This window comes from Borrelia tillae, from assembly GCF_055693965.1.
Genome location: NZ_CM146346.1, coordinates 898,086 through 918,601 on the forward strand (window position 1 = coordinate 898,086; position 20,516 = coordinate 918,601).

The 20,516-nt window shown below is 30.1% G+C and carries 13 protein-coding genes and 4 pseudogenes; 9 read left to right on the forward strand and 8 right to left on the reverse strand.

The features are described from left to right. Positions 1–3: 3 nt before the first annotated feature. Entirely contained in the window at positions 4–1,716 is a 1,713-nt protein-coding gene (locus ACWUD1_RS04325) for a phospho-sugar mutase (RefSeq protein ID WP_472756552.1), read from the reverse strand. Positions 1,717–1,839: 123 nt separating this feature from the next. On the opposite strand from ACWUD1_RS04325, the gene uvrB reads away from it, so the two are divergent. The 3 genes and pseudogenes from uvrB (at position 1,840) to ACWUD1_RS04340 (ending at position 10,086) form a co-directional block, all read left to right on the forward strand. Then, positions 1,840–3,807, forward strand: coding sequence for an excinuclease ABC subunit UvrB (uvrB, locus tag ACWUD1_RS04330; protein ID WP_472756553.1), 1,968 nt, complete (start codon positions 1,840–1,842; stop codon positions 3,805–3,807). 29 nt (positions 3,808–3,836) lie between these two features. Continuing rightward, positions 3,837–6,677 carry an excinuclease ABC subunit UvrA gene (gene uvrA / locus ACWUD1_RS04335; protein ID WP_472756554.1) on the forward strand — a complete coding sequence of 947 codons (2,841 nt, stop codon included), beginning with the start codon at positions 3,837–3,839 and terminating at the stop codon, positions 6,675–6,677. After that, positions 6,632–10,086: pseudogene (locus ACWUD1_RS04340) on the forward strand (LPS-assembly protein LptD). Before uvrA ends, ACWUD1_RS04340 begins: the two are co-directional and overlap by 46 nt. Before the next feature lie 622 nt (positions 10,087–10,708). Here ACWUD1_RS04340 and ACWUD1_RS04345 read toward each other — a convergent pair. Both ACWUD1_RS04345 and ACWUD1_RS04350 read right to left on the reverse strand, forming a co-directional pair. Next, positions 10,709–11,302 (reverse strand): annotated as a pseudogene (locus ACWUD1_RS04345) (ribonuclease H1 domain-containing protein). A gap of 6 nt (positions 11,303–11,308) precedes the next feature. Then, on the reverse strand, positions 11,309–12,910 hold the full coding sequence (locus ACWUD1_RS04350) for a hypothetical protein (protein ID WP_472756555.1): 1,602 nt from the start codon (positions 12,908–12,910) through the stop codon (positions 11,309–11,311). Between the two features lie 170 nt (positions 12,911–13,080). Here ACWUD1_RS04350 and arcA point away from each other — a divergent pair, with 170 nt between their 5' ends. From arcA to ACWUD1_RS04380, 6 genes and pseudogenes are all read left to right on the forward strand, one after another. Continuing rightward, positions 13,081–14,310, forward strand: a complete 1,230-nt coding sequence (gene arcA, locus ACWUD1_RS04355) for an arginine deiminase (protein WP_472756556.1) — start codon at positions 13,081–13,083, stop codon at positions 14,308–14,310. A gap of 26 nt (positions 14,311–14,336) precedes the next feature. Continuing rightward, positions 14,337–15,331, forward strand: a pseudogene (gene argF / locus ACWUD1_RS04360) (ornithine carbamoyltransferase). 55 nt (positions 15,332–15,386) lie between these two features. Continuing rightward, positions 15,387–16,800: pseudogene (locus ACWUD1_RS04365) on the forward strand (YfcC family protein). Positions 16,801–16,826: 26 nt separating this feature from the next. Continuing rightward, a complete protein-coding gene (locus ACWUD1_RS04370) occupies positions 16,827–17,015 on the forward strand; it encodes an amino acid kinase family protein (protein ID WP_472756557.1) in 189 nt (62 codons plus the stop codon). Further along, complete coding sequence (locus ACWUD1_RS04375; RefSeq protein WP_472756558.1) at positions 17,002–17,490, forward strand: hypothetical protein; 489 nt, start codon at positions 17,002–17,004, stop codon at positions 17,488–17,490. The genes ACWUD1_RS04370 and ACWUD1_RS04375 overlap by 14 nt, the downstream gene beginning before the upstream one ends. Positions 17,491–17,504: 14 nt before the next feature. Beyond that, positions 17,505–17,684, forward strand: coding sequence for a hypothetical protein (locus tag ACWUD1_RS04380; RefSeq protein WP_472756559.1), 180 nt, complete (start codon positions 17,505–17,507; stop codon positions 17,682–17,684). Positions 17,685–18,612: 928 nt separating this feature from the next. Here ACWUD1_RS04380 and ACWUD1_RS04385 read toward each other — a convergent pair. The 5 genes from ACWUD1_RS04385 to ACWUD1_RS04405 all read right to left on the reverse strand — a co-directional run bounded on the left by ACWUD1_RS04385 (position 18,613) and on the right by ACWUD1_RS04405 (position 20,164). Further along, the gene (locus ACWUD1_RS04385; RefSeq protein ID WP_472756560.1) at positions 18,613–18,756 is read right to left on the reverse strand and encodes a hypothetical protein; all 144 of its coding nucleotides are present in this window, start codon (positions 18,754–18,756) and stop codon (positions 18,613–18,615) included. Positions 18,757–18,869: 113 nt separating this feature from the next. Further along, positions 18,870–19,013, reverse strand: a complete 144-nt coding sequence (locus ACWUD1_RS04390) for a hypothetical protein (protein ID WP_472756561.1) — start codon at positions 19,011–19,013, stop codon at positions 18,870–18,872. 92 nt (positions 19,014–19,105) lie between these two features. After that, the gene (locus ACWUD1_RS04395; protein ID WP_472756562.1) at positions 19,106–19,282 is read right to left on the reverse strand and encodes a hypothetical protein; all 177 of its coding nucleotides are present in this window, start codon (positions 19,280–19,282) and stop codon (positions 19,106–19,108) included. Between the two features lie 173 nt (positions 19,283–19,455). Continuing rightward, positions 19,456–19,689 carry a hypothetical protein gene (locus ACWUD1_RS04400; protein ID WP_472756563.1) on the reverse strand — a complete coding sequence of 78 codons (234 nt, stop codon included), beginning with the start codon at positions 19,687–19,689 and terminating at the stop codon, positions 19,456–19,458. 346 nt (positions 19,690–20,035) lie between these two features. Then, a complete protein-coding gene (locus ACWUD1_RS04405; protein WP_472756564.1) occupies positions 20,036–20,164 on the reverse strand; it encodes a hypothetical protein in 129 nt (42 codons plus the stop codon). Positions 20,165–20,516: the final 352 nt, after the last annotated feature.

Sequence of the window (20,516 nt, forward strand, 5' to 3'; positions counted from 1 at the left end):
ATATTAATACCTTTCTATCTCCATCTTGATGTTATTCATTATATCAAAAATATTATTTTTTTGTTCGTATCTTGCATATATGGATACATAAAATTTAATTTTAGGTTCCGTTCCAGATGGTCTGATAGTTATTTCTGTTGAGTTTTCTAATAAAAGTTTGATAGCGTTTGTAGTATGTTTATATTCTTTTATTTTGTGTATATTCCCATTAATATCTGTCTCTTCTAATGTTTTGTAGTCTAATTTTTTGATTATGCGCATTCCTGCAAATTCTTTTTTGATTTCGTTTCTAAATTTTGACATTAATGCTTCTCTTAAAAAGTCCCCATTATTTTCTTGAAAATTTTTATTGATTGATAAGTCTTCATAGTATCCAAATTCTTTGTACATTTCTTGGAGATATTTTGCTAATGTTATCCGATTTTGCTTTAATGTAAACATTAAGTCGCAAAATCCTTTTATGGCTGAAAATGCATCTTTATCTCTGGTGCCAGTTCCTATTAGATATCCATAACTTTCTTCACATCCAAAAATAAATTTTTTGTTTGGGCTTTGTACTTTTATCTCGTCTATTAAATGACCGATCCATTTAAATCCAGCATATGTTCTAAATAATGTTGAGTTATATTTTTGCGCTATCTTATTTAGCATGGGCGTTGTAACGAAAGAGGTTATTGTAAATACGTTTTCGGGATTCTCTTCTTTAGATAATAAGTAATTCATTAAAATACAAGCAATTTGGTTGCCGTTTAAAACTTTCCATTCTTTATTGTTTTTGAAAGCTATGCCCACCCTATCAGCATCTGGATCGGTTGCAAATGCAATATCACAGTTTTTTTTCTTTGCAATTTCTATTACTTTTGACATGGCTGTATGTTCTTCAGGATTAGGATATCTGACTGTAGTAAATTCTGGATCAGGGTTTATTTGACTTGGTTCAGTTATAATCTCTACTTTACTGCCTTTAAAGAGTGCATTTATTATTGTACCCCCCGTTCCATGTAATGGAGTATATGCTATCTTTAATTTTACATTTTTGCTTTTTTGATCGAAATCAAGAAATTTTTCATTGATTTTTTCTACATATGTCATATCCATTTCATCGTTAAGCTCAATTATTGTTTGCTTTTTTATCTTTTCTTTTTTTGTGATGATCGTATTGTTAATATTATGAACTTTCTTAATTTCTGATATTATTTTTGTGTCATGAGGGGGTATTATTTGAGCACCCCCTTTCCAATATACTTTATATCCGTTATATTCTTTTGAATTGTGACTTGCTGTTATCATTATTCCAAAATCGCAATCTAATTTTCTAACTGTATAGGATAATTGAGGTGTTGACCTTAGACTCTTATATATATAGACTTTAAGCCCATTTGATGCAAAGATTTCAGCAGTGTTGTATGCAAATTCTTTTGAGAAGTATCTTGAGTCATAACTTATTGCGACTTTAGGCGATTTCGTTATTTTAAGGATATAGTTGGAGATTCCTTGACTTATTCTTGCAACATTGTAACTGTTTATGTAATGCGTTCCAGCCCCAATAATACTTCTCATTCCAGCGGTACCAAATTCTAAATCTTTATAAAATCTATTGTGTATTTCTATTTCATTATTTTCATTAAGCAGTCTTATTGCTTCGTCTTTGAAATATTTATTTTTTTCAAGTTGAATATATTTTTCTAATTTTTTTTTAAGCTCATTATTTTTCACAATATCCCCTTTATTTTATCATTTGAGAATTTATAATTAAATTATAAAATAATGATACTACGTATAAAATTTATAGAGTTAGTTGTTATATTTTAATTTATAATCTTTTTATTTGAGGTTTGTATGCGGTTTTGTTTAAAGTCTGATTATTCTCCTGCTGGTGATCAGCCAAAAGCGATTAGAGAAATGAAGGAAGCTATTTTACTTAATAATAAGTATCAGACTTTAAAAGGTGTTACAGGCAGTGGTAAAACTTTTACAATAGCTAATATTATTAGGGATTTAGATAGACCTTCTTTAATAATTAGTCATAATAAAACTTTGGCTGCCCAGCTTTATAGAGAATTTAAGGATTTTTTTCCAGGCAATGCAGTTGAATATTTTGTGTCGTATTATGATTATTATCAGCCTGAATCTTATGTCCCATCAAAAGATCTATATATAGAAAAGGAAGCTACTATTAATGAAGATATTGAAATAAAAAGGATAAGAACGGTGACATCCCTTTCTAGAAGGCGAGATGTTATTGTTGTTGCTACAGTTTCTTCGATTTATGCATTAGGTTCTCCGGACTTTTTTAAAAGCGCTGCACATGCTTTTTTTGTGGGACAAAAAATTTCCATTAAGGAGATGGCAGATATTTTTGTTAAACTTCAGTATGAAAGAACATTGATGAATCTTGAACATGACAAATTCTCTGTTAAAGGTGATGTAGTTGAAGTGTGGCCTAGTAATGAGCATGGTGATTTTGCATATAGAATTTATTTGGACTTTGATGAAATTATTAAGATAAATAGAATAAGTCCACTTACAAAGAAAATTTTGGGAAGTACTGATGAATTTACTCTTTTTGCTAAATCTTATTTTGTTATTCCTTATGAGAGTATATTAGATGCCCTTCCTAAGATACAAGTTGATTTAAAAATTCAGTATCATTATTTTAAGAAAAATGGTAAGTTTGTTGAAGCTGAAAGACTTAAACAAAGAGTGGAATATGATATTGAAATGTTAAGGGAAACTGGGGTGTGTCAAGGTATAGAAAATTATTATAAGTATTTTGGTGATAATGAAATGGATAGGCCTTATTGTCTTTTTGATTTTTTTCCTAAAGATTATTTGCTTTTCGTTGATGAATCTCATGTTACTTTGCCCCAGTTTAGAGGGATGTATAATGGAGATTATTCAAGAAAATTAAATCTTGTAAATTTTGGCTTTAGACTTCCTTCTGCACTTGCAAATAGACCCCTTAAATATTATGAATTTGAATCTCTGATTAATCAAGCTGTTTTTATTTCTGCAACACCTGGTCTTGAAGAGTGTCAAAAGAGTAGTGTTATTGTTGAACAAATAATACGTCCAACGGGTCTTGTTGATCCAGAAATTATTCTTAGATCTTCAGACGGCCAAATGGAAGATATTTATAATGAAATTCAAAAAAAAGTAGCCTTGAATGAAAAGGTTTTACTTACAACCTTAACTAAAAAAATGGCCGAAGATTTAACGGATTATTTATTGGGTCTTAATATAAAGGCTAGGTATCTACATTCAGAGTTTAATGCTATTGAAAGAGTGGATATTATTACATCTCTTAGAAAGTCAGAAATTGATGTTATTGTAGGAATTAACTTGTTAAGAGAAGGTTTAGACATTCCTGAAGTTTCTCTTGTTATTATATTAGATGCTGATAAAGTAGGATTTTTAGAATCAACCACTTCACTGATTCAAATGATTGGTAGAGCTGCTAGAAACTCAAATGGTTATGTTATAATGTACTATGATCAAGTAAGTTGTGCAATGCAAAAGGCTATTGACGAAACTAATAGAAGACGGAATATTCAAATTGAATATAATAAGACAAATAATATTGTTCCAAAGACTATTATTAAAAAAGTACAAAATATTTTAGAAAAAGAATTAAAAAACGAAACTGTTAATGATGACATTAAAAAGATGATTTCTGATAAAAAATTATCTAAAAAATCTCTTGTTATGCAGCTTAAGTTTAAACTTGAAGAGGCGGTTAGTGATGAGAGGTTTGAAGACGCTATCTTTTTACGTGATAAGATAAGAGAGCTTGTTAAGAAAGGTTGAGATTTTTTTAAAATGAGGAGTTTATATTTTTGAAGGAAAAAATTACAGTAAGAGGTGCAAGGGAGCATAACTTAAAAAATATTAATGTTGATATTCCAAGAAATAGCTTAGTAGTGATATCTGGCAAGAGTGGTTCGGGTAAGTCTTCTTTAGCTTTTGATACAATTTTTGCCGAAGGTCAAAGAAGATATATGGAGTCTGTGTCTTCTTATGCAAGACAATTCTTGGGAGTAATGAAAAAACCTAACGTTGAATATATAGGAGGGCTTTCTCCTGCTATTGCAATTGAACAGAGAACAATAAGCAATAATCCAAGATCAACTGTTGGGACAATTACTGAAATTTATGATTATTATAGATTGTTATTTGCCAAAATTGGCAAGCCGTATTGTCCAAATGATGGAAATTTAATCAAAGAGCAATCTATAGATAATATGATTAATACCGTTTTAAGCTATGCCCAGGGTTCTAAGGTTATATTATTTGCTCCTATTGTTATGGGTGCAAAAGGTACTCATAAGAAAGAGCTTGAGAAGATATTGAATCAAGGGTTTAGTAAGGTAAGAATAGATTCTAAAGATTATTTGATAGAGGATGCTGTTGATTTAAGCTTAGATAAAAATAAGAAACATAATATTGAAATTATAGTAGACAGAGTAAAATTGAGTAGTGATTCAAGACTTAGGCTTTCAGAATCTATTGAGACCGCTTTATTAGTTTCTAATGGATATCTACGTGTAGAGATTGAAAATGATTTAGAGAAAATAGATAAAATATTTACAGAACATAATAGTTGTGCCTTATGTGGATTTTCTCTTCCTGCAATAGAACCTAGACTTTTTTCATTTAATAGTCCATTTGGAGCTTGTAGTGAGTGTTCTGGTCTTGGTATTACACTTGATTTTGATTTTGAAAAGATTTGTCCTAATTCGAAGCTTTCTTTTAATGATAATGCATTTATTACTTTCAAACCCAGTTCTTCTTGGGCTTTGGCAATTTTTAAGGGACTCTCTAAACATTATGGCTTCAGTTTAGACACTCCTGTAGAAGATATTCCTGAAGATATTCTTAAAAAAATTTTGTATGGTGCCAATGAAAAGATAGATTTTCTTTATAGATCTAGAGAAATGGAGGATAAAGAAATAACAAGTGGATTTCATTATTCTAAAAAATTTGAGGGACTTATGCCTCTTTTAAAAAGACGTTATCTTGCAACTGAATCTGAGAGTACCAGATTGTTTTATGAGGGTCTTATGTCTCGCAAAGTTTGCAATTCTTGCAAAGGTAAAAGGTTAAGTCCTGGAGCTTTGTCTGTGAAACTAGATGGCAAGGACATTCAGGAACTTAGTAATCTTTCCGTTATGGATTCTTATGCTTTCTTTGAGAAAATTGAGCTTGATAATCTTGATGCAAAAATTTCGAAAGAAATTTTGAAAGAAATTAAGAGCAGACTTAAATTTTTAATTGATGTTGGACTTTCTTATTTATATTTAGATAGGATGTCTGGTACCCTTTCAGGGGGGGAGGCTCAGAGAATTAGACTTGCCACTCAAATAGGATTAGCTCTTGCTGGAGTTCTTTATGTACTTGATGAACCTAGTATTGGATTGCATCAAAGGGATAATGAAAAATTAATACGTACTCTTGTTAATTTAAAAGATTTGGGTAATACAGTAATTGTTGTAGAGCATGATGAGCAAACTTTGCGTACTGCTGACTATATTATAGATGTTGGCCCTGGAGCTGGGATCCATGGTGGAGAGATAGTCGCCAAGGGATCTTTATCTGATATTTTGCATAATGATAATAGCTTAACTGGTAAGTATTTGAGTGGTCAACTTAAAATAGAGGTTCCAAAAATAAGGCGTAGGATAGGGAAGTCTGAGATTGTACTCTTGAATGCTAGTAAAAACAATTTGAAGAATATTAATGTACATATTCCTTTGGGAGTTTTTACTGTAATAACGGGAGTTTCTGGTAGTGGGAAGAGCACTCTTCTTAATGAGGTGTTGTATCCTGCTCTTGATAGCAGGTTAAAATCAAATACAAGTTATTTTGATGGGTTTAAGGATATTATTGGATATGAACAAATTGATAAGGTTATTCAGATAAACCAAAAACCGATAGGTAAAACTCCAAGATCAAATCCAGCAACATATGTTGGATTTTTTACAGAAATAAGAGAGCTTTTTGCACAACTCCCAGAGTCTAGAGCAAGAGGATTTAAGGCAGGTAGATTCTCTTTTAATGTTAAGGGTGGGCGTTGTGAAAAATGTCAAGGTGATGGGTATTTAAATATTCAGATGCATTTTTTGTCCGATGTTCTTGTTCCTTGCGATTTATGTAGAGGTAAAAAATTTAATGAAGAAACCTTAGAGATTAGGTATAAGGGAAAAAATATTTATGATGTTTTGGAAATGAGTGTTCTGGAGGCTAAAGATTTTTTTGAAAATATTCCAAAGGTTAACTATTATTTAAGTATTTTAAAAGAAGTGGGACTTGAATATATTAAGTTAGGGCAATCGTCAACAACTTTTTCAGGAGGCGAAGCTCAGCGGATCAAATTAGCTTTTGAGCTTGGCAAAAAGAATACGGGAAAAACTGTGTATATCATTGATGAACCTACAACAGGATTGCATTTTGATGATATAAAGAAATTGTTGGAGGTATTGCAGTTGCTTGTTCACAGTGGAAATACTGTAGTTCTTATAGAACATAATTTAGATGTGATTAAACAAGCGGATTATATAATAGATTTAGGTCCTGAGGGTGGAGTGTTTGGAGGCAATATTGTTGTATCTGGTACTCCTGAAGAGGTTTCAAAATGCAAGTATTCCTATACAGGAATGTTTTTAAAAAATCTTATATAACATTATTTTTGGTCAATATTTTTACTTGTTTCATCTTATTTGCTCAAGATGTTAATGATAAAAATGTTAATGATAAAAATAAAAAAAGCCTTGAAAAAAATTTAACTTTAATTCAAAAGGCTAATTTGAGAGAACTTGAGCTTTCTGATGATGAAAATTTAAAAAAGTGGGCCTTAAAGGAAGGTATTGAGGAAGAAGATCTTTCTAAGATCAAAACATTACTCTTGGAAAAGTTTGGAATATCCCCTAATCTTTTTTCAAAGGATAATAAAGATGCAGGCAGATATAAAATAACTATTGAAAGTACGGATAATCTTGAAAATTTTACTTATGAAGTTACTGGAGATGAAACTATCATATTTAAAGGTAGGGTTAGTCTCATTATTGAAGATGTTAAAGAAAATAAAAAACATAACATTAAGAGCGATAAGATTATTTTTAATAGAAAGACCAAGAAGCTTTTTTCTAGTGGAAATGTAGATTATAGATTTGATTTAAATGTTAATGAGAAGTTATATTTTTATGGCAGTGAATTATTTGTTGATTTTGATTCTCAGAATTTTCTTCTCAAAAAAGGGGTTGTTCAAAAAAAAATTCATAGAAATTTACTTGAGCATATTGTTTCATTTGGAGGAAAAGTTTTAAGAAGATTAGATAATGATGCAAACATATTGGAACAGGCTTTTATTACATCTAGCAAATTACCAGACCCCTATTATTCTATTAGAGCTTCTAAAATGTGGATTTTGCCATCTGGGGATTTTGGTGTTCTGAATGCTGTGTTTTATATAGGGAGAGTTCCTATATTCTATATTCCATTTTTTTTTAGACCAGGTGATAGTTTATTTTTTAATCCATCTTTGGGATATTCTTCAAGAAAAGGTCTTACTCTTTTTAATACTGTATATTTGCTTGGAAAGAAGTCAGCTAATTTTGATGAGTCTTCACTTTTAGATTTTGATTTTCACTCAGTGTATGATTCAGATAAGAAGGCTTATATTAGAAATGGTTATTTAACTTATTTTTTTGCAAAAGATGTTATATCTGAGATTAAGAAAGACTATTTAAAATTGATTTTCGATATTTATTCGAATTTGGGGTTTTATTCGGGTATTGATTTTAGTTTAGGCAATACTTTGAAATTTTTTAAAACCTTTCAAGGTAGTTTTGGTTTGGGTTTTACAAGGACTCTTTATAATAATCGGGATGGTATTTATCGTCCCTTTGAGATGAGTAGTATTAATTATTCTCTTTTTAGCTTTGGTAATATAAATAAAAGTGACATATTTGGATTTGAAGTACCTTTTAGATATCTGTTTAATTCTAAATCCGAATTTTTGATTAGTGATGCACTTTTTTCACTTACTATGGAACATTATTCAGATCCTTATGTGATAATTGATTTTCAAGATAGATTAGAAAGTGCAACATTTTTTTCTATTTTAAGTCCACAAAAGGATCTCTTGGAATCAGAAAAAATGATAAAGACCTTTGATTGGAATTTAACATCTTTTTATAATCGGACTTTTGATAATGGTTTTTTGATTGATTATAGATTAAATAATCTTGGATTTACTTTTAAATTAGCAAGTCATGAAAATATCGGTGGTGAGAATCCTAAAAGCATTAAGGATCCAACTAGAAAGTGGTTTTATTTGGAGAGAGTGCACTTACCTTATATTGATTTAACTTTGCAGAAAGATCTTTATAATAGTAGTTGGACTTCACCTTCTAGTAATGATGGCAAGGATAAAGAGATAGTTATGGTGCCTAAGGTTAAAAATGTTGAAGATGATAAAGACATGATTGCTACTGAAAAAATTAAAGAAAAAAAAGATTTAAATCAAGATTTGTATTTGTACCCTAAGCCAATTGTTTCTCACGAGCTTAATAAGCAGGATTCTTTTTATATAAAATTCGGTATTAATCCTTATTTGAAAAATAATATATTCTTTGATGATCATAAATTTAGTTCCCCTCATGAATTTCAATATGAAGTAAAAAATTATTTATTTGATATTAAAAATAAAATGGATTTAAAACTCCACGCTGATTTTTATAATCAACTCATTACATTTGAAGATGTTTTATATTTTAATACGGTTGAGTATAATCCTCTAGATAAAAATTACAAATTGATTGATAAAGATAAAAAGGGTGAGCATTCGGTTGTTAATAAAGTTGATTTGAATTTATTGCCCTTTATAATGTATCCAGCTTTTTCTAGGAGTAATGTTAAGTTTGAGAATAAACTCACTCTTTATTCATTTGATAAGAAATATGATAAAGATTCTAAAATGTTAAAAGGTAAGCATACAACCGTTTTTTGGAAAAGTCCTGAAACTTTTTATCAGGAATTAAATTTTGGTTTGATTTATGATTATAGATTTTTTAGCACTATTCTTTCAGGTAGGTTGAAAAATACTTTTGAAAATATATATGCTTCTTCTGAACTTAAATTTATGTTAGAGTTTCCTTATTTGTTGCAGGAAATAGGTATTGGAGTTAAATATGATAAAAAATTTAAGGAGGATAAAGATAAGCAGCAATTGTCCAAGAAGACATTTATTAGTCTGGAATCTTTAAAACCAAAGTCTCCTTATAAAAATCTGGAGATGAGTCCTGCTTTATATTATAAAATAGAGCCAAGATATTTAGATTATTTAAAATTTGTCTTTTTAGCAGCTTATGACCCTTTACTTAATGAAGTATCGGAACTTTCATTTAATTTTAATGTTTATGATTTTCGAGCTGAATTTTCTATGAAAAACGACTTTGAGTATAAGTATGACAAACAGATTGGGGATTTTGCAAAGGTGGGATCTACAACTAAGCTTATTCCGTATTCTTTAAGTACTCAATATAAGAGAGATCTATATAGTTGGAAATTTTTTGATGAAAAATTTTCAATTGGATTAGGAATAGATACTGGATGGAAAACAAATTTGCAAAAATTTATAGATAGTGAGTTGTGGGCTGAATTTACTTTTAAGTTTAAGTATACTGAATTTTTTGAGTGGAATTTATCTACCCGTTCTATTAATACAAAAACTTTTAGATACTTTGGGGGATATATGGAGCAGGCTGACCTTGAAACAATTAATCCTTTCGTAGACTTGTTTAAATCATTTAATTTTTTTAATACCCAGGATAGAAAGGATGCATTATTTAAGATTAAGAAAATTAGTACAAGTTTTAAATTTAATTTCTATGACTGGAAATTCGTGGGGAATATAGTTTAAGTCCAGATATTTTAAGAGATAATAACGGTAGATACTCTTCTATTTGGAGAAATAATTTTACAATTTATATTACTTGGAATTTTTTTGAGCCCATTAAGTCATCATTTGAAAGTAACTCAAACACTGATTATGAACTTTTAGTTAATCATAACAAATCTAAAAAATAATAAAAAAACAATAGAAAAGTTTTTAGATTGAATGTGTGATTTGATTTCTTATGGTTTAATAGATATTTTTATAGTGAGAGAACTTAAATTTTATTGCTTACTTGTGATCCTTGATATTAAACTATCAATAGTTTGGTTTGGATTAATATCAATTTTGATATGCTTAGCTTCAAAGTAGCTGGGTATTTGATATGGGTTTGTATTTTAAAGTTATTAATTGAGATTTTAGTGTTTTGTTGAGATTTGTTGTCTAATAAATATAATTTAAATGAATGGAAAGTTTTAGGGGGCCTGGTCCTACAAATAATTTTTTATATTTGTTTGTGTAAGTTTTGAGATTATTGCTTAGTTAAATATTATTTTTCACTGTAACTATTTTTGCTCCAATATTATCTATGCTAATATATTGTGCTGTGCATTAGACTTTATTATCTCAAAATTTATTCCGTATTCTTGTTTAAGTTTTATAGCTGTTTGTAGTACAGGAAATAACAACCATTAATGTTGCTATGATGAAGATTATAAAAACGATTATAAAAATATTTTGTGCTAGCATATATTTTTTATAAAGTGTATCTTTATTTTTTATAAAGTGTATCTTTATTTTTTATAAAGTGTATCTTTATTTTTTATGAAAACCAAGAATCTGCAATATTGTTGTCTCCTGATATCAATGATATTTGTCCTCCTTTTCTTCAAAAATACGTCTTAATGAGGTTACATTTTGAATTAACTGAAGAGTTGTTTTGCTTAGGTTTTTGTTATAAAATCCCTGAGACCAGTAATCAATTACAAGTTTACTATCTCCGAATATATTCTTTTTGTTTTCTTGTAATGCTATTTTTAGCGCAATGTATAGTCCTAAAAGTTCACCATAATTATTGCTAATGCCGTCAAAATCTTTGACATAATAATTATTATAGTCATTAATCAGATTTTGATCTATTACTTTGTTTATTATGGATACCCCTTTTTCATTAACGACTCTAATCTCTATTCCTTTTCCCCTTCCGGTTCCAGAATCGAAGTATATTCCTTCTGGATAAATATCAGTAGGCTTTCCATCTCTTGCGAGCCAATTTTCTGCTTCTTCTCTTGTTTTAAAGCTTTTTATTTTATTTTTTTGCCCTTTAATTTTATTTTTGCATTCTTCCCAGGATGTAAAAATAATTTTTTCGTTTGCGTTGCTTAATATGCATGCATAGTATTTTTTCATCTTGAATTAACTCCCTGAGCACCAAATATTAGTTACATTGCAAGGTTTTCCAAATCTTTGTTCATTTGAAATTTTCATTTCCATTAAGTCTTTTATTTCTCTATTATATCCGATAAATTTTTCTTTAAGTGTTGGTTTAATGACCCTTTTTGGTAGCATGCTGGGAAGTATGCCTGATATTGTATATGACATATAAAAATCGTAAGCAGCTGCATTTATCTCACCAGGAGTCACTATACCTGATACTTCATAATTTCTAGAAATATTAAGACCAGCTATTCTATATGTTCTATCAACTACTAATGAACAGTAAGTTTTGTGATGAATCTCTTCGAGATTGATTGAATCAGACCACATATTAGCAGATAATAGAGGGACCATGTATCCAAAGTTATTGTCAACATATCTGTTTCTGGCAAAATTTATTGCTTTTTGAATCGTTCTTTTGTCTGCGATAGGTGAAAATATTTTTAATATTCTTGATTGTATATAAGTTGTAAGTTTTTCGTACCCTGAGCCTTGAACAGATGCTGTATCAAATTTAATTTGATTACTTGTAATTACTGATTTTATATCAAAGCTGTCTTCGTCATTAAATACAATTTTTTTTGTATTATCATACTTATCGGCGTCGAATATCCCTGTGTGTTGCCAGAAGTAAAATAAATCAGTCCAATCTATTTTGGGTTTTATTAATAGTATGTCTCCATTTGACAGGATAGATTTTAGTTTTTGAGGTGTTATTTCTATTTTTGTTTCTGAATATATAATAGTATTAGGGATTAGGCTATGGTTGTTTGTGGGGCTTGATTTTTGTTGTGCTTGCATTGAATAATATGAATTGTTATATTCATCTGCAATTTTTTGTTTTTGTAGTATTTCTGCTATTTTATTATTTTCAATTTGTAGATGAAGCATGAATCTTTCAAAATATTTTTTATCTTTAATTTTTAGTAGTTGATTTGCTATGATATGGGGAGATATGTATTCTATACCGTTTATTATGTCTTTATTGATAGAGTAAGTGTTTATGTTGTTTCGAGGAAAAAAAGAATTACTGTTTTCGATAGGTATATATCCCATGTCTTTTTCATAAAATATTTGTTCTAGGAATGTTAAAATTTCTTTTTCTAAATACATTTGTGTTTCTGTTACCCTTGTGAAGTTTTTGTTAATCAAATTTGATGATGAAATTTGGTTAGATTTTTTTATAAAACTTGTATCGACTTTAATGCTTAAATATCCGTTCACATTGCTTTGTTCAAGAAATTTGTTCCATTCTTGTGAATTATTTAGGTGTTTTTGATAAGCTAATAGATAGTTTTGTATCTCTTCTATTTTTTGAGGATTTATTTTGAGCTCTATTGCTAGTTTTTTTAACAAATGGGGAGATTCTGTATGTTCTAATAGTGTGTTTATTAGATGCAACGGTATGTGATATTTGGTATATGTCATATTGGTTGCAAGTGCTTGATTGGGTGGGTAGTGGTAGGTTAAAAAGATGGTTTTTGAGCTATGTTTTTTTTGATCATTTGTATTATTAAATAAGGCACAAGAGCATATTAGATATAAATTTATCAAATTGAATATGTGTTTAGGATACCGCATATCAGTAATGTTATCATATTAATTATTAAGATATATATCATTCATTTATACACATTGTTTTTTTATAGGTTTTAATTATGTTGATTTTTTGTTATTTAAGTTTTATTATATTAATTAAATATAATAAATTTAAGAATTTTAAACTTTTTATAAAGACAGAGGTTTTTGTTATGAAGTATTTAAAACCAATAAATGTATTCTCAGAAATAGGTCGTTTAAAGAAAGTGTTGTTGCATAGACCAGGAAAAGAATTGGAAAATCTTACCCCTTCAATAATGCAAAGACTATTATTTGATGATATTCCTTATCTTGAAATAGCAAGACAAGAACATGATGCTTTTGCGGATACTTTAAAAAGTAATGGAGTTGAGGTTGTTTATATTGAGGATTTAATCAGTGAAACTCTTTCTGAATGTGATAAAATTAAAGAACAATTTGTATCTCAATTTATTCTTGAAGCAGGAATTAGGACTGAAAATACAACCAAAACTTTAAGAGATTATTTTTGTAATATGTCTATTAAGGATATGATTTCAAGGATGATAGAGGGTGTTAAAAAGGATGATCTTAAGAATTATAAGTCTGATTCACTTAACTCTTTAGTAAACAATGAGTATCCTTTAATTATAGATCCTATGCCTAATATACTCTTTACAAGGAATCCTTTTGCAAGCATTGGTCATGGTGTAACAATCAATAAGATGCAAACTATTACTAGACATAGGGAGACGATATTTGCAGAATATATTTTTAAATATCATCCTGTCTATAAAGATAATGTTCCTATATGGTACACTAGAAATGAAAATACCGCTCTGGAAGGTGGAGATGAGTTAGTTTTGAGTCAAGATGTATTGGCTGTCGGTGTTTCTGAGAGGACCGAGGCTGAATCTGTAGAAAAAGTAGCGCGCAAACTTTTTGAGCAAAAAACATCTTTTAGCACTGTTTTAGCTTTTCAAATTCCACAAAGTAGAGCTTATATGCATTTAGATACGGTGTTTACGCAAATAGATCATACTACTTTTACAAGTTTTACCAGTGATGATATGAAATTTACAATCTATGCCTTAACTTATGATGCGGGTTCTGACAGTATTAAAGTTAAAAGCGAAAAGGCTAAATTGGAAGAGATTCTAGGCTTTTATCTTGGAGCTGAGGTTACTATAATAAAATGTGCTGGAGGAGATTCGATTCATGGTGCAAGAGAACAGTGGAATGATGGGGCTAACACTTTGGCAATAGCACCTGGAGAAGTAATAGTTTATTCTAGGAATCATGTTACTAATAAGTTACTTAAGGAATTTGGTATCAAGGTTTATACAATTCCTTCTAGTGAGCTTTCTCGAGGAAGAGGAGGCCCAAGATGTATGTCTATGCCTCTAATAAGAGAAAATATTTAGTTAATGGAGAACGGAGGAAATAATTTATGTATGATTTACAAGATAATTTGCGAAAGAGAAGTTTTTTAAGGCTTTTAGATTTTACCCAAAAGGATATTAGATTTTTACTTGATTTATCTCATAAATTAAAAAAGTCTAAACATGCTGGACTTGAGGAGCAAAAACTTAAAGGGAAAAATATAGCTATAATTTTTGAGAAGGAGTCAACAAGAACAAGATGTGCTTTTGAAGTTGCTGCTTATGACCAAGGCGCAAATGTTACTTATTTGGGCCCAACAGGTAGTCAAATAGGCAAAAAAGAGTCGATTGCTGACACCGCAAGAGTATTGGGAAGAATGTATGACGCCATTGAGTTTAGAGGATTTTCTCAAAAAGCGGTTGAAGATTTGGCTAAGTATTCTGGTGTTCCAGTTTATAATGGGTTGACAGATGTTGCCCACCCTACACAAATACTAGCTGATTTTATGACTATTGAGGAACATAAAGGGTGTTTAAAAAATTTAAAGATGGTATTTTGTGGGGATGGTAGAAATAATATTTCTAATTCTTTAATGGAAGGATGTGCCATTATGGGAATGGATTTCAGGATATTTGCGCCAAGAGAACTTTTTCCAATCCAGAATTGGTAACAAAGGTAAAATTGATAGCTGATAAAAATGGAGGCAAAATTACTATTTCTAGTTCTATTGATGAGACTGTTAAAGATGTTGATGTTATTTATACCGATGTGTGGGTATCTATGGGTGAAACTAATTGGGATGAAAGGATCAAATTGTTGAAGCCATATCAAGTGAATAGTCGACTTGTAAGCTTAGCAAAAGCGGATGCAATATTTATGCATTGTTTGCCAGCTTTTCATGATTTAAATACAGTAGTGGGTAAGGAAATATTTGATAAGTATGGGATTGAAGGTATTGAAGTTACACATGATGTTTTTGAAAGTGCTAAATCTGTTGTATTTGATGAGGCTGAAAATAGATTGCATACTATTAAGGCTGTGATGGTTGGGACTTTGGGATAATTAGTTGTAAAATTTTAGGTTAGGAAAGTATCGATGTATTTTGAGGAGAGATAAAATGGCTAAGAAGAATAGAATGCCAAGTAGTTTTACAATAATATTTGCTTTGATAGTGATTATGACTATATTAACTTATATAGTTCCTGCCGGTGAATTTTTTAAAGAGAAGAGGGAAGTTAATGGAGGTTTGAGGGAAATTGTTGTAGCTGGTACTTATCATGCAGTAGAAAGAGCTCCTAAAGGCTTTTTAGATGGTATTTTTATTATTTTGACAGCAATGGCCAAAGGAATGGAGCATGCCGTTGAAGTGATTGTATTTGTTTTGATTGTTGGTGGGGCTTATGGAGTGATCCTGGGAACCGGTGCGGTTGATGCGGGAATAGCCTCGGTAATTAAAAGAATGGGTAATAAAGATAAGCTTTTGATACCATTAATGATGTTTATTTTCTCCATAGGAGGAACTACAACCGGTATGTATGAAGAGACACTTCCCTTTATCTTATTATGATTCCATTAGTAATAGCTTTAGGATATGATGGTATTGTAGCTGTTGCAATTATTGCGTTGGGTGCCGGTGTGGGAACTATGGCATCTACTATTAATCCATTTGCTACGGGAATAGCCTCAGCGATAGCGGGTATTGAAATAAAGGAAGGTTTTTATTTCCGCATGATTTTATATGTAGTCTCTGTGTTTGTAGCTATAGCATATGTGTTGATATATGCTATTAGGGTGAAAGATGATCCTAAGAAGTCTATAATATATGCACAAAGGGAAGAACATTATAATCTATTTGTGAAAAGTAAGAGAGGGAATGGAGAAGACAGTATGCGGAGTTTACAAATAGGCGGAAGGTAGTGCTATTGTTATATGCAGTGATGATTGTTTTTTTAGTGTATAGTATTTTGGAGCTTAATTGGTGGATGCAAGAGATGACTATGTTATATTTGGGTACGGCAATTTTATCAGCATTGATATGTAAAATGAATGAGACTAAGATGTGGGATACCTTTGTAGAGGGAGCTAAAGATATGATACCAGCAGCTCTTATTATAGGGATGGCTCGGGGTGTAATGATCGTAGCTGATAACGGTTTGATTACAGGAACAATATTACAGGCAGCTTCAGAATTTTTGCATGAAGTTCCTAAGGGAATGTTTATAGTATTAAATGAGTTTGTGCAGATATGTATAGGATTTATTGTTCCTTCTTCGTCAGGACATGCAAGTTTGACGATGTCAATGATGGCACCATTGGCTGATTTTTTAGATATGCCAAGATCATCGGTTGTATTGAGTATGCAAACAGCATCAGGCTTAGTTAATTTATTAACACCAACAAGTGGGGTGATAATGGCTGTATTAGGTATAGCAAGAATCAATTATGGTAGTTGGTTTAAATTTGTAATGCCGCTCTTTGTGATTGAATTTGCAATATGTATTTTAGTGATAATGGCAAATGTGTATTTATAGATTAATGAATTAGGAGGTATATTGGTATGAGTAAAAGAATTGTAGTAAGTCTTGGGGGGAATGCGTTAGAATGTGGTGATGCATCGTTTTGTGAACAATTGGCTAGGATAGAGACCAGTATGTTGGGGATAGTGGATTTGATAGAGCATGGTTATGAAATAGTTATCAGTCATGGCAATGGACCTCAAGTAGGGAGGATTCTTGTTAGAGAATGAAATGTGTAAAGAGACACCATTAGTGCCACTTGACGTATGTGTTGGTATGAGTCAAGGGATGATTGGGTATTGTATTGAACAGGCATTGAGGAATGAGATGTGTAAACGGGGGATTAAACGAAAAGTAATAGCAGTACTTACTCAAGTTGTGGTAGATAAAGAAGATGAGTGTTTTACCAAGCCTAGTAAACCTATTGGGCCATTTTATGATAAAGCAAGAGCGGAGGAACTTGAAATTAATGGGTATGTTCTAAAGGAAGATAGCGGAAGGGGCTATAGACGAGTAGTGGCATCGCCCAAGCCAATTGAAATTGTCGAAATTGAAGAAATACTTGAGTTAGTGAATAGAGGGTGTATAGTTATTGCGTGTGGAGGGGGAGGTATGCCCGTTCTGAAAAGTGAGAAGGGAATCATTAAAGGAGTAAGTGGGGTAATTGATAAAGATTTTGCATCATCTAGATTGGGGCAAGATTAGGAGCGGATAAATTATTGATAGTAACTGCTGTTGAGCAGGTTGCATTAAATTTTAGAAGCAAAGATGAAATTTTGCTTGATAAAGTGAGTGTTGTTGATTTAGAGAAATATGTGGGTGAAGGACATTTTGCAGCAGGATCTATGTTGCCTAAGGTAGAAGCAAGTATTGAATTTGTAAGATCTTGGAAAAAATAGAGAAGCCATTATTACATCACTTGATAAAGCTATTAAAGGAATAAATGGTATTGGAGGGACAATAGTGACTAGATAGAAAATGTAGTAGCTATATCAATTAAGAAATATTCACGTAATGAAGATGAAAAAATAGCTAGGATAGAAAATGAATTAGTAATTGGGATATTGAATTTAATAGAAAGAAAGGGAAAGGCGGGAAAAAGGAATGCAGAGATATTATTACCCAGGATGATAGCAGTTCTAAGAGTTATGGGCAATTGAGTTCCTATGAAGATATTGATAATAAAGGGGTATACTTGTATTTGATATTTTAATATGTAAAGAGAGATAGATAGGGAAAAATAGATATTTGATAACAAATTTGGATTGTGAGGATAAAAGTGAATAGGAGTTATATTTAAATTAATCCATTCGTTATAGACCATACTTATTCCAATGAAAGCATGGTATTGATGGTGTTGATTGTAAAGTGTTAAATTTATGTAATTGTGTTGAATGATGCCTATTTGTATTTGTGTTTTATTATTGTTGGTTTTTTTGTTGTAATATTCTTGGCCCCAGAGGTGAGTATAGATTATTAGGAATTGTAGTAATATGAGTATTGATGAGCTTCGCATTAGACGATGTAAAAATTGTAACATGTTAATAGCAGAATTTGAATATTTTAAGTTTATTTATTATAGAATATTTATTCTATGGGGGTGCTTTTTTCAATTAAAAGAACTTTAGCTGTTAAAAAAGAAGCAGAGACAGTTTTTTCAAATGTTCAAATGTATTAGTATTATTTTTTATTTGAATTGAAAAAGATTATGCAATTATTAAGCTACTTTATTATATGTTATAAATTTTTATCATCAACCCTTAAATTAATTTTGTTCTCTTTCCTCTTTCTTTTCACTTCTTCCTCATCTCATATGCTATCCAATCATCATAAAAATTTTATCTTTGTCCCACCCATATCTTCTCCATATCTTCTTTGAAATTCTTTAAATTCATGACCCATTTCCATGACCCATTTCATTTTGTTCTGTATTCTCGCGTCAATCTGATCAATAAACTCTTCTATATCCATCTCTTCAGATTTTTCAAGGCAAATATATGATAGTTTTTAATGAACTTAATTCCTCATTTTTTAATTTGAGATCTCTTATAATGAGATATCTTATAAATTTTGAAGCTCTTCTTTTAATCTTTTTTTCTTAAGCTTTTTTCTTTAATACTATTTTCTAACCTCTTAATCCTTAATTCATTTTCTTCAATTGAACTTTTTATGTCTTGAAGTTTTAATTTAAGCTTCTGTGATACATTAGAGGAATTTTTCAGCTTCATATCGTTATATCTTCAACTCCATAACATATTATGCTATATTTAAAGTCCTCAATTTCTCTTTCCAACTTCGACTAAACTTTCATCTTCTTTAATCAGATTTTCATATCTAATTTTTTAAATTCAGTTTTAAATTTAGAGCTAGGAATTTCCTTAACTAAATCTTTTTTTTCAATTTCATACAATCTTTTTATTCCATTTTTATATCTTTCAATATTAGATTTATATCTTTCAATCAATTGGTCCTTAGCCTGATGAAAATTTATCAGCATCTTCTCCTATATTATGTAAACTACAATCGAATAATATAAACATAAACAAAACAAAAATCTTAAACTAAAAATAATATTATAATATTATAAACTTTCACAAGTAAGCCTCTCTATACCTTGGTTTTTTAAAATAAATACTTTTCCTAACTTCCTAACTATAGAATAGAAAATTCTTATAAAAATGAGTCAACAATCATCGCACTTTCAATATTCTGCATCTTAATACTGTATCTTCCATCCACTAGCATCATGTTTTTATTATCTCTTTCAAAGATAAATTCATAATTATCGGGCAATAAAAGATTATCTCCTTTATGAAGATCAAAATCATAATTATCAGGTACTATAATACTACCCCCCCTATAAAAATTTTCATAAAAATATCTGTATTCATTCTTTTTACACAACCTTTCAAAGATTTTACTGTATTTTGGATATCTTACTCTAATTTGTTTTTATCCTCTTGTTGATTTTCTCTACTAAAGAAAATGAGTTCGGCCCTGCGCTAACCCTCTCCAATTCGTAGAAGTCCTTATCTTTAAAAGTTTGTAATTCCATTTTCAACTTATCCTGTAGCTAAATCTAAGAGCTATAAGACACTACCAGTATAGTTAGGATAACGCTCTAATAATCTTCTAACGTTACTATCGACATCGACAAGAACCATCAAAGCTTTTTCTTCAAACTGTATTCCATAAAGAATGCTTTTTCTGCATTTAGATAAGGAATATAAAGTATGATTACAAATAATTTTTATTGTTTTAAATCTTTTAATTCTTCTTCACTATTTGTTCTTTCAAAATTTTCTTTTTCTATTTGTTCCCAAATACTTCTTCTTCTAATTCTGCTTCTATTATGCCATCGGATCTTTTCTATATCCACCTCTCCTCCCCCTGGTATTGGACTTGATGACAATGTAGGTCGTTTTTAGATTTTTTGTCAGGTAATTTTTTAGATTTCAGTAATATTGATTTTTCCTTTGATTTTTGTTTTTGTTGTCTAATGTTTTAAGTTCACAAGAGAGAGTTAAAAAGAAAATAAGACAGATATTTAGTACTAACAAATTTGTTTTTTTCATTACTATATTCCTCTTTAATTTATATATAAATTAATATAAAGCATTTAGGAGGATAATTCTAGGAAATGTATTATTAATTTAGTAATAATTTTTAGGTTTATTTTGTTTGTAGTTCATTTAGTTGTAGTTCAGTTTTGTACTATTAACAATTAAATT

What these genes read in the sequence shown, in the direction of transcription:
- uvrB (WP_472756553.1), top strand. Translation starts at nt 1,840, where the DNA reads ATGCGGTTTTGTTTAAAGTCTGATTATTCTCCTGCTGGTGATCAGCCA.
- ACWUD1_RS04350 (WP_472756555.1), bottom strand. Translation starts at nt 12,910, where the DNA reads ATGCGGTATCCTAAACACATATTCAATTTGATAAATTTATATCTAATA.
- arcA (WP_472756556.1), top strand. Translation starts at nt 13,081, where the DNA reads ATGAAGTATTTAAAACCAATAAATGTATTCTCAGAAATAGGTCGTTTA.
- ACWUD1_RS04370 (WP_472756557.1), top strand. Translation starts at nt 16,827, where the DNA reads ATGAGTAAAAGAATTGTAGTAAGTCTTGGGGGGAATGCGTTAGAATGT.
- ACWUD1_RS04385 (WP_472756560.1), bottom strand. Translation starts at nt 18,756, where the DNA reads ATGGATATAGAAGAGTTTATTGATCAGATTGACGCGAGAATACAGAAC.
- ACWUD1_RS04390 (WP_472756561.1), bottom strand. Translation starts at nt 19,013, where the DNA reads ATGAAGCTGAAAAATTCCTCTAATGTATCACAGAAGCTTAAATTAAAA.
- ACWUD1_RS04395 (WP_472756562.1), bottom strand. Translation starts at nt 19,282, where the DNA reads ATGCTGATAAATTTTCATCAGGCTAAGGACCAATTGATTGAAAGATAT.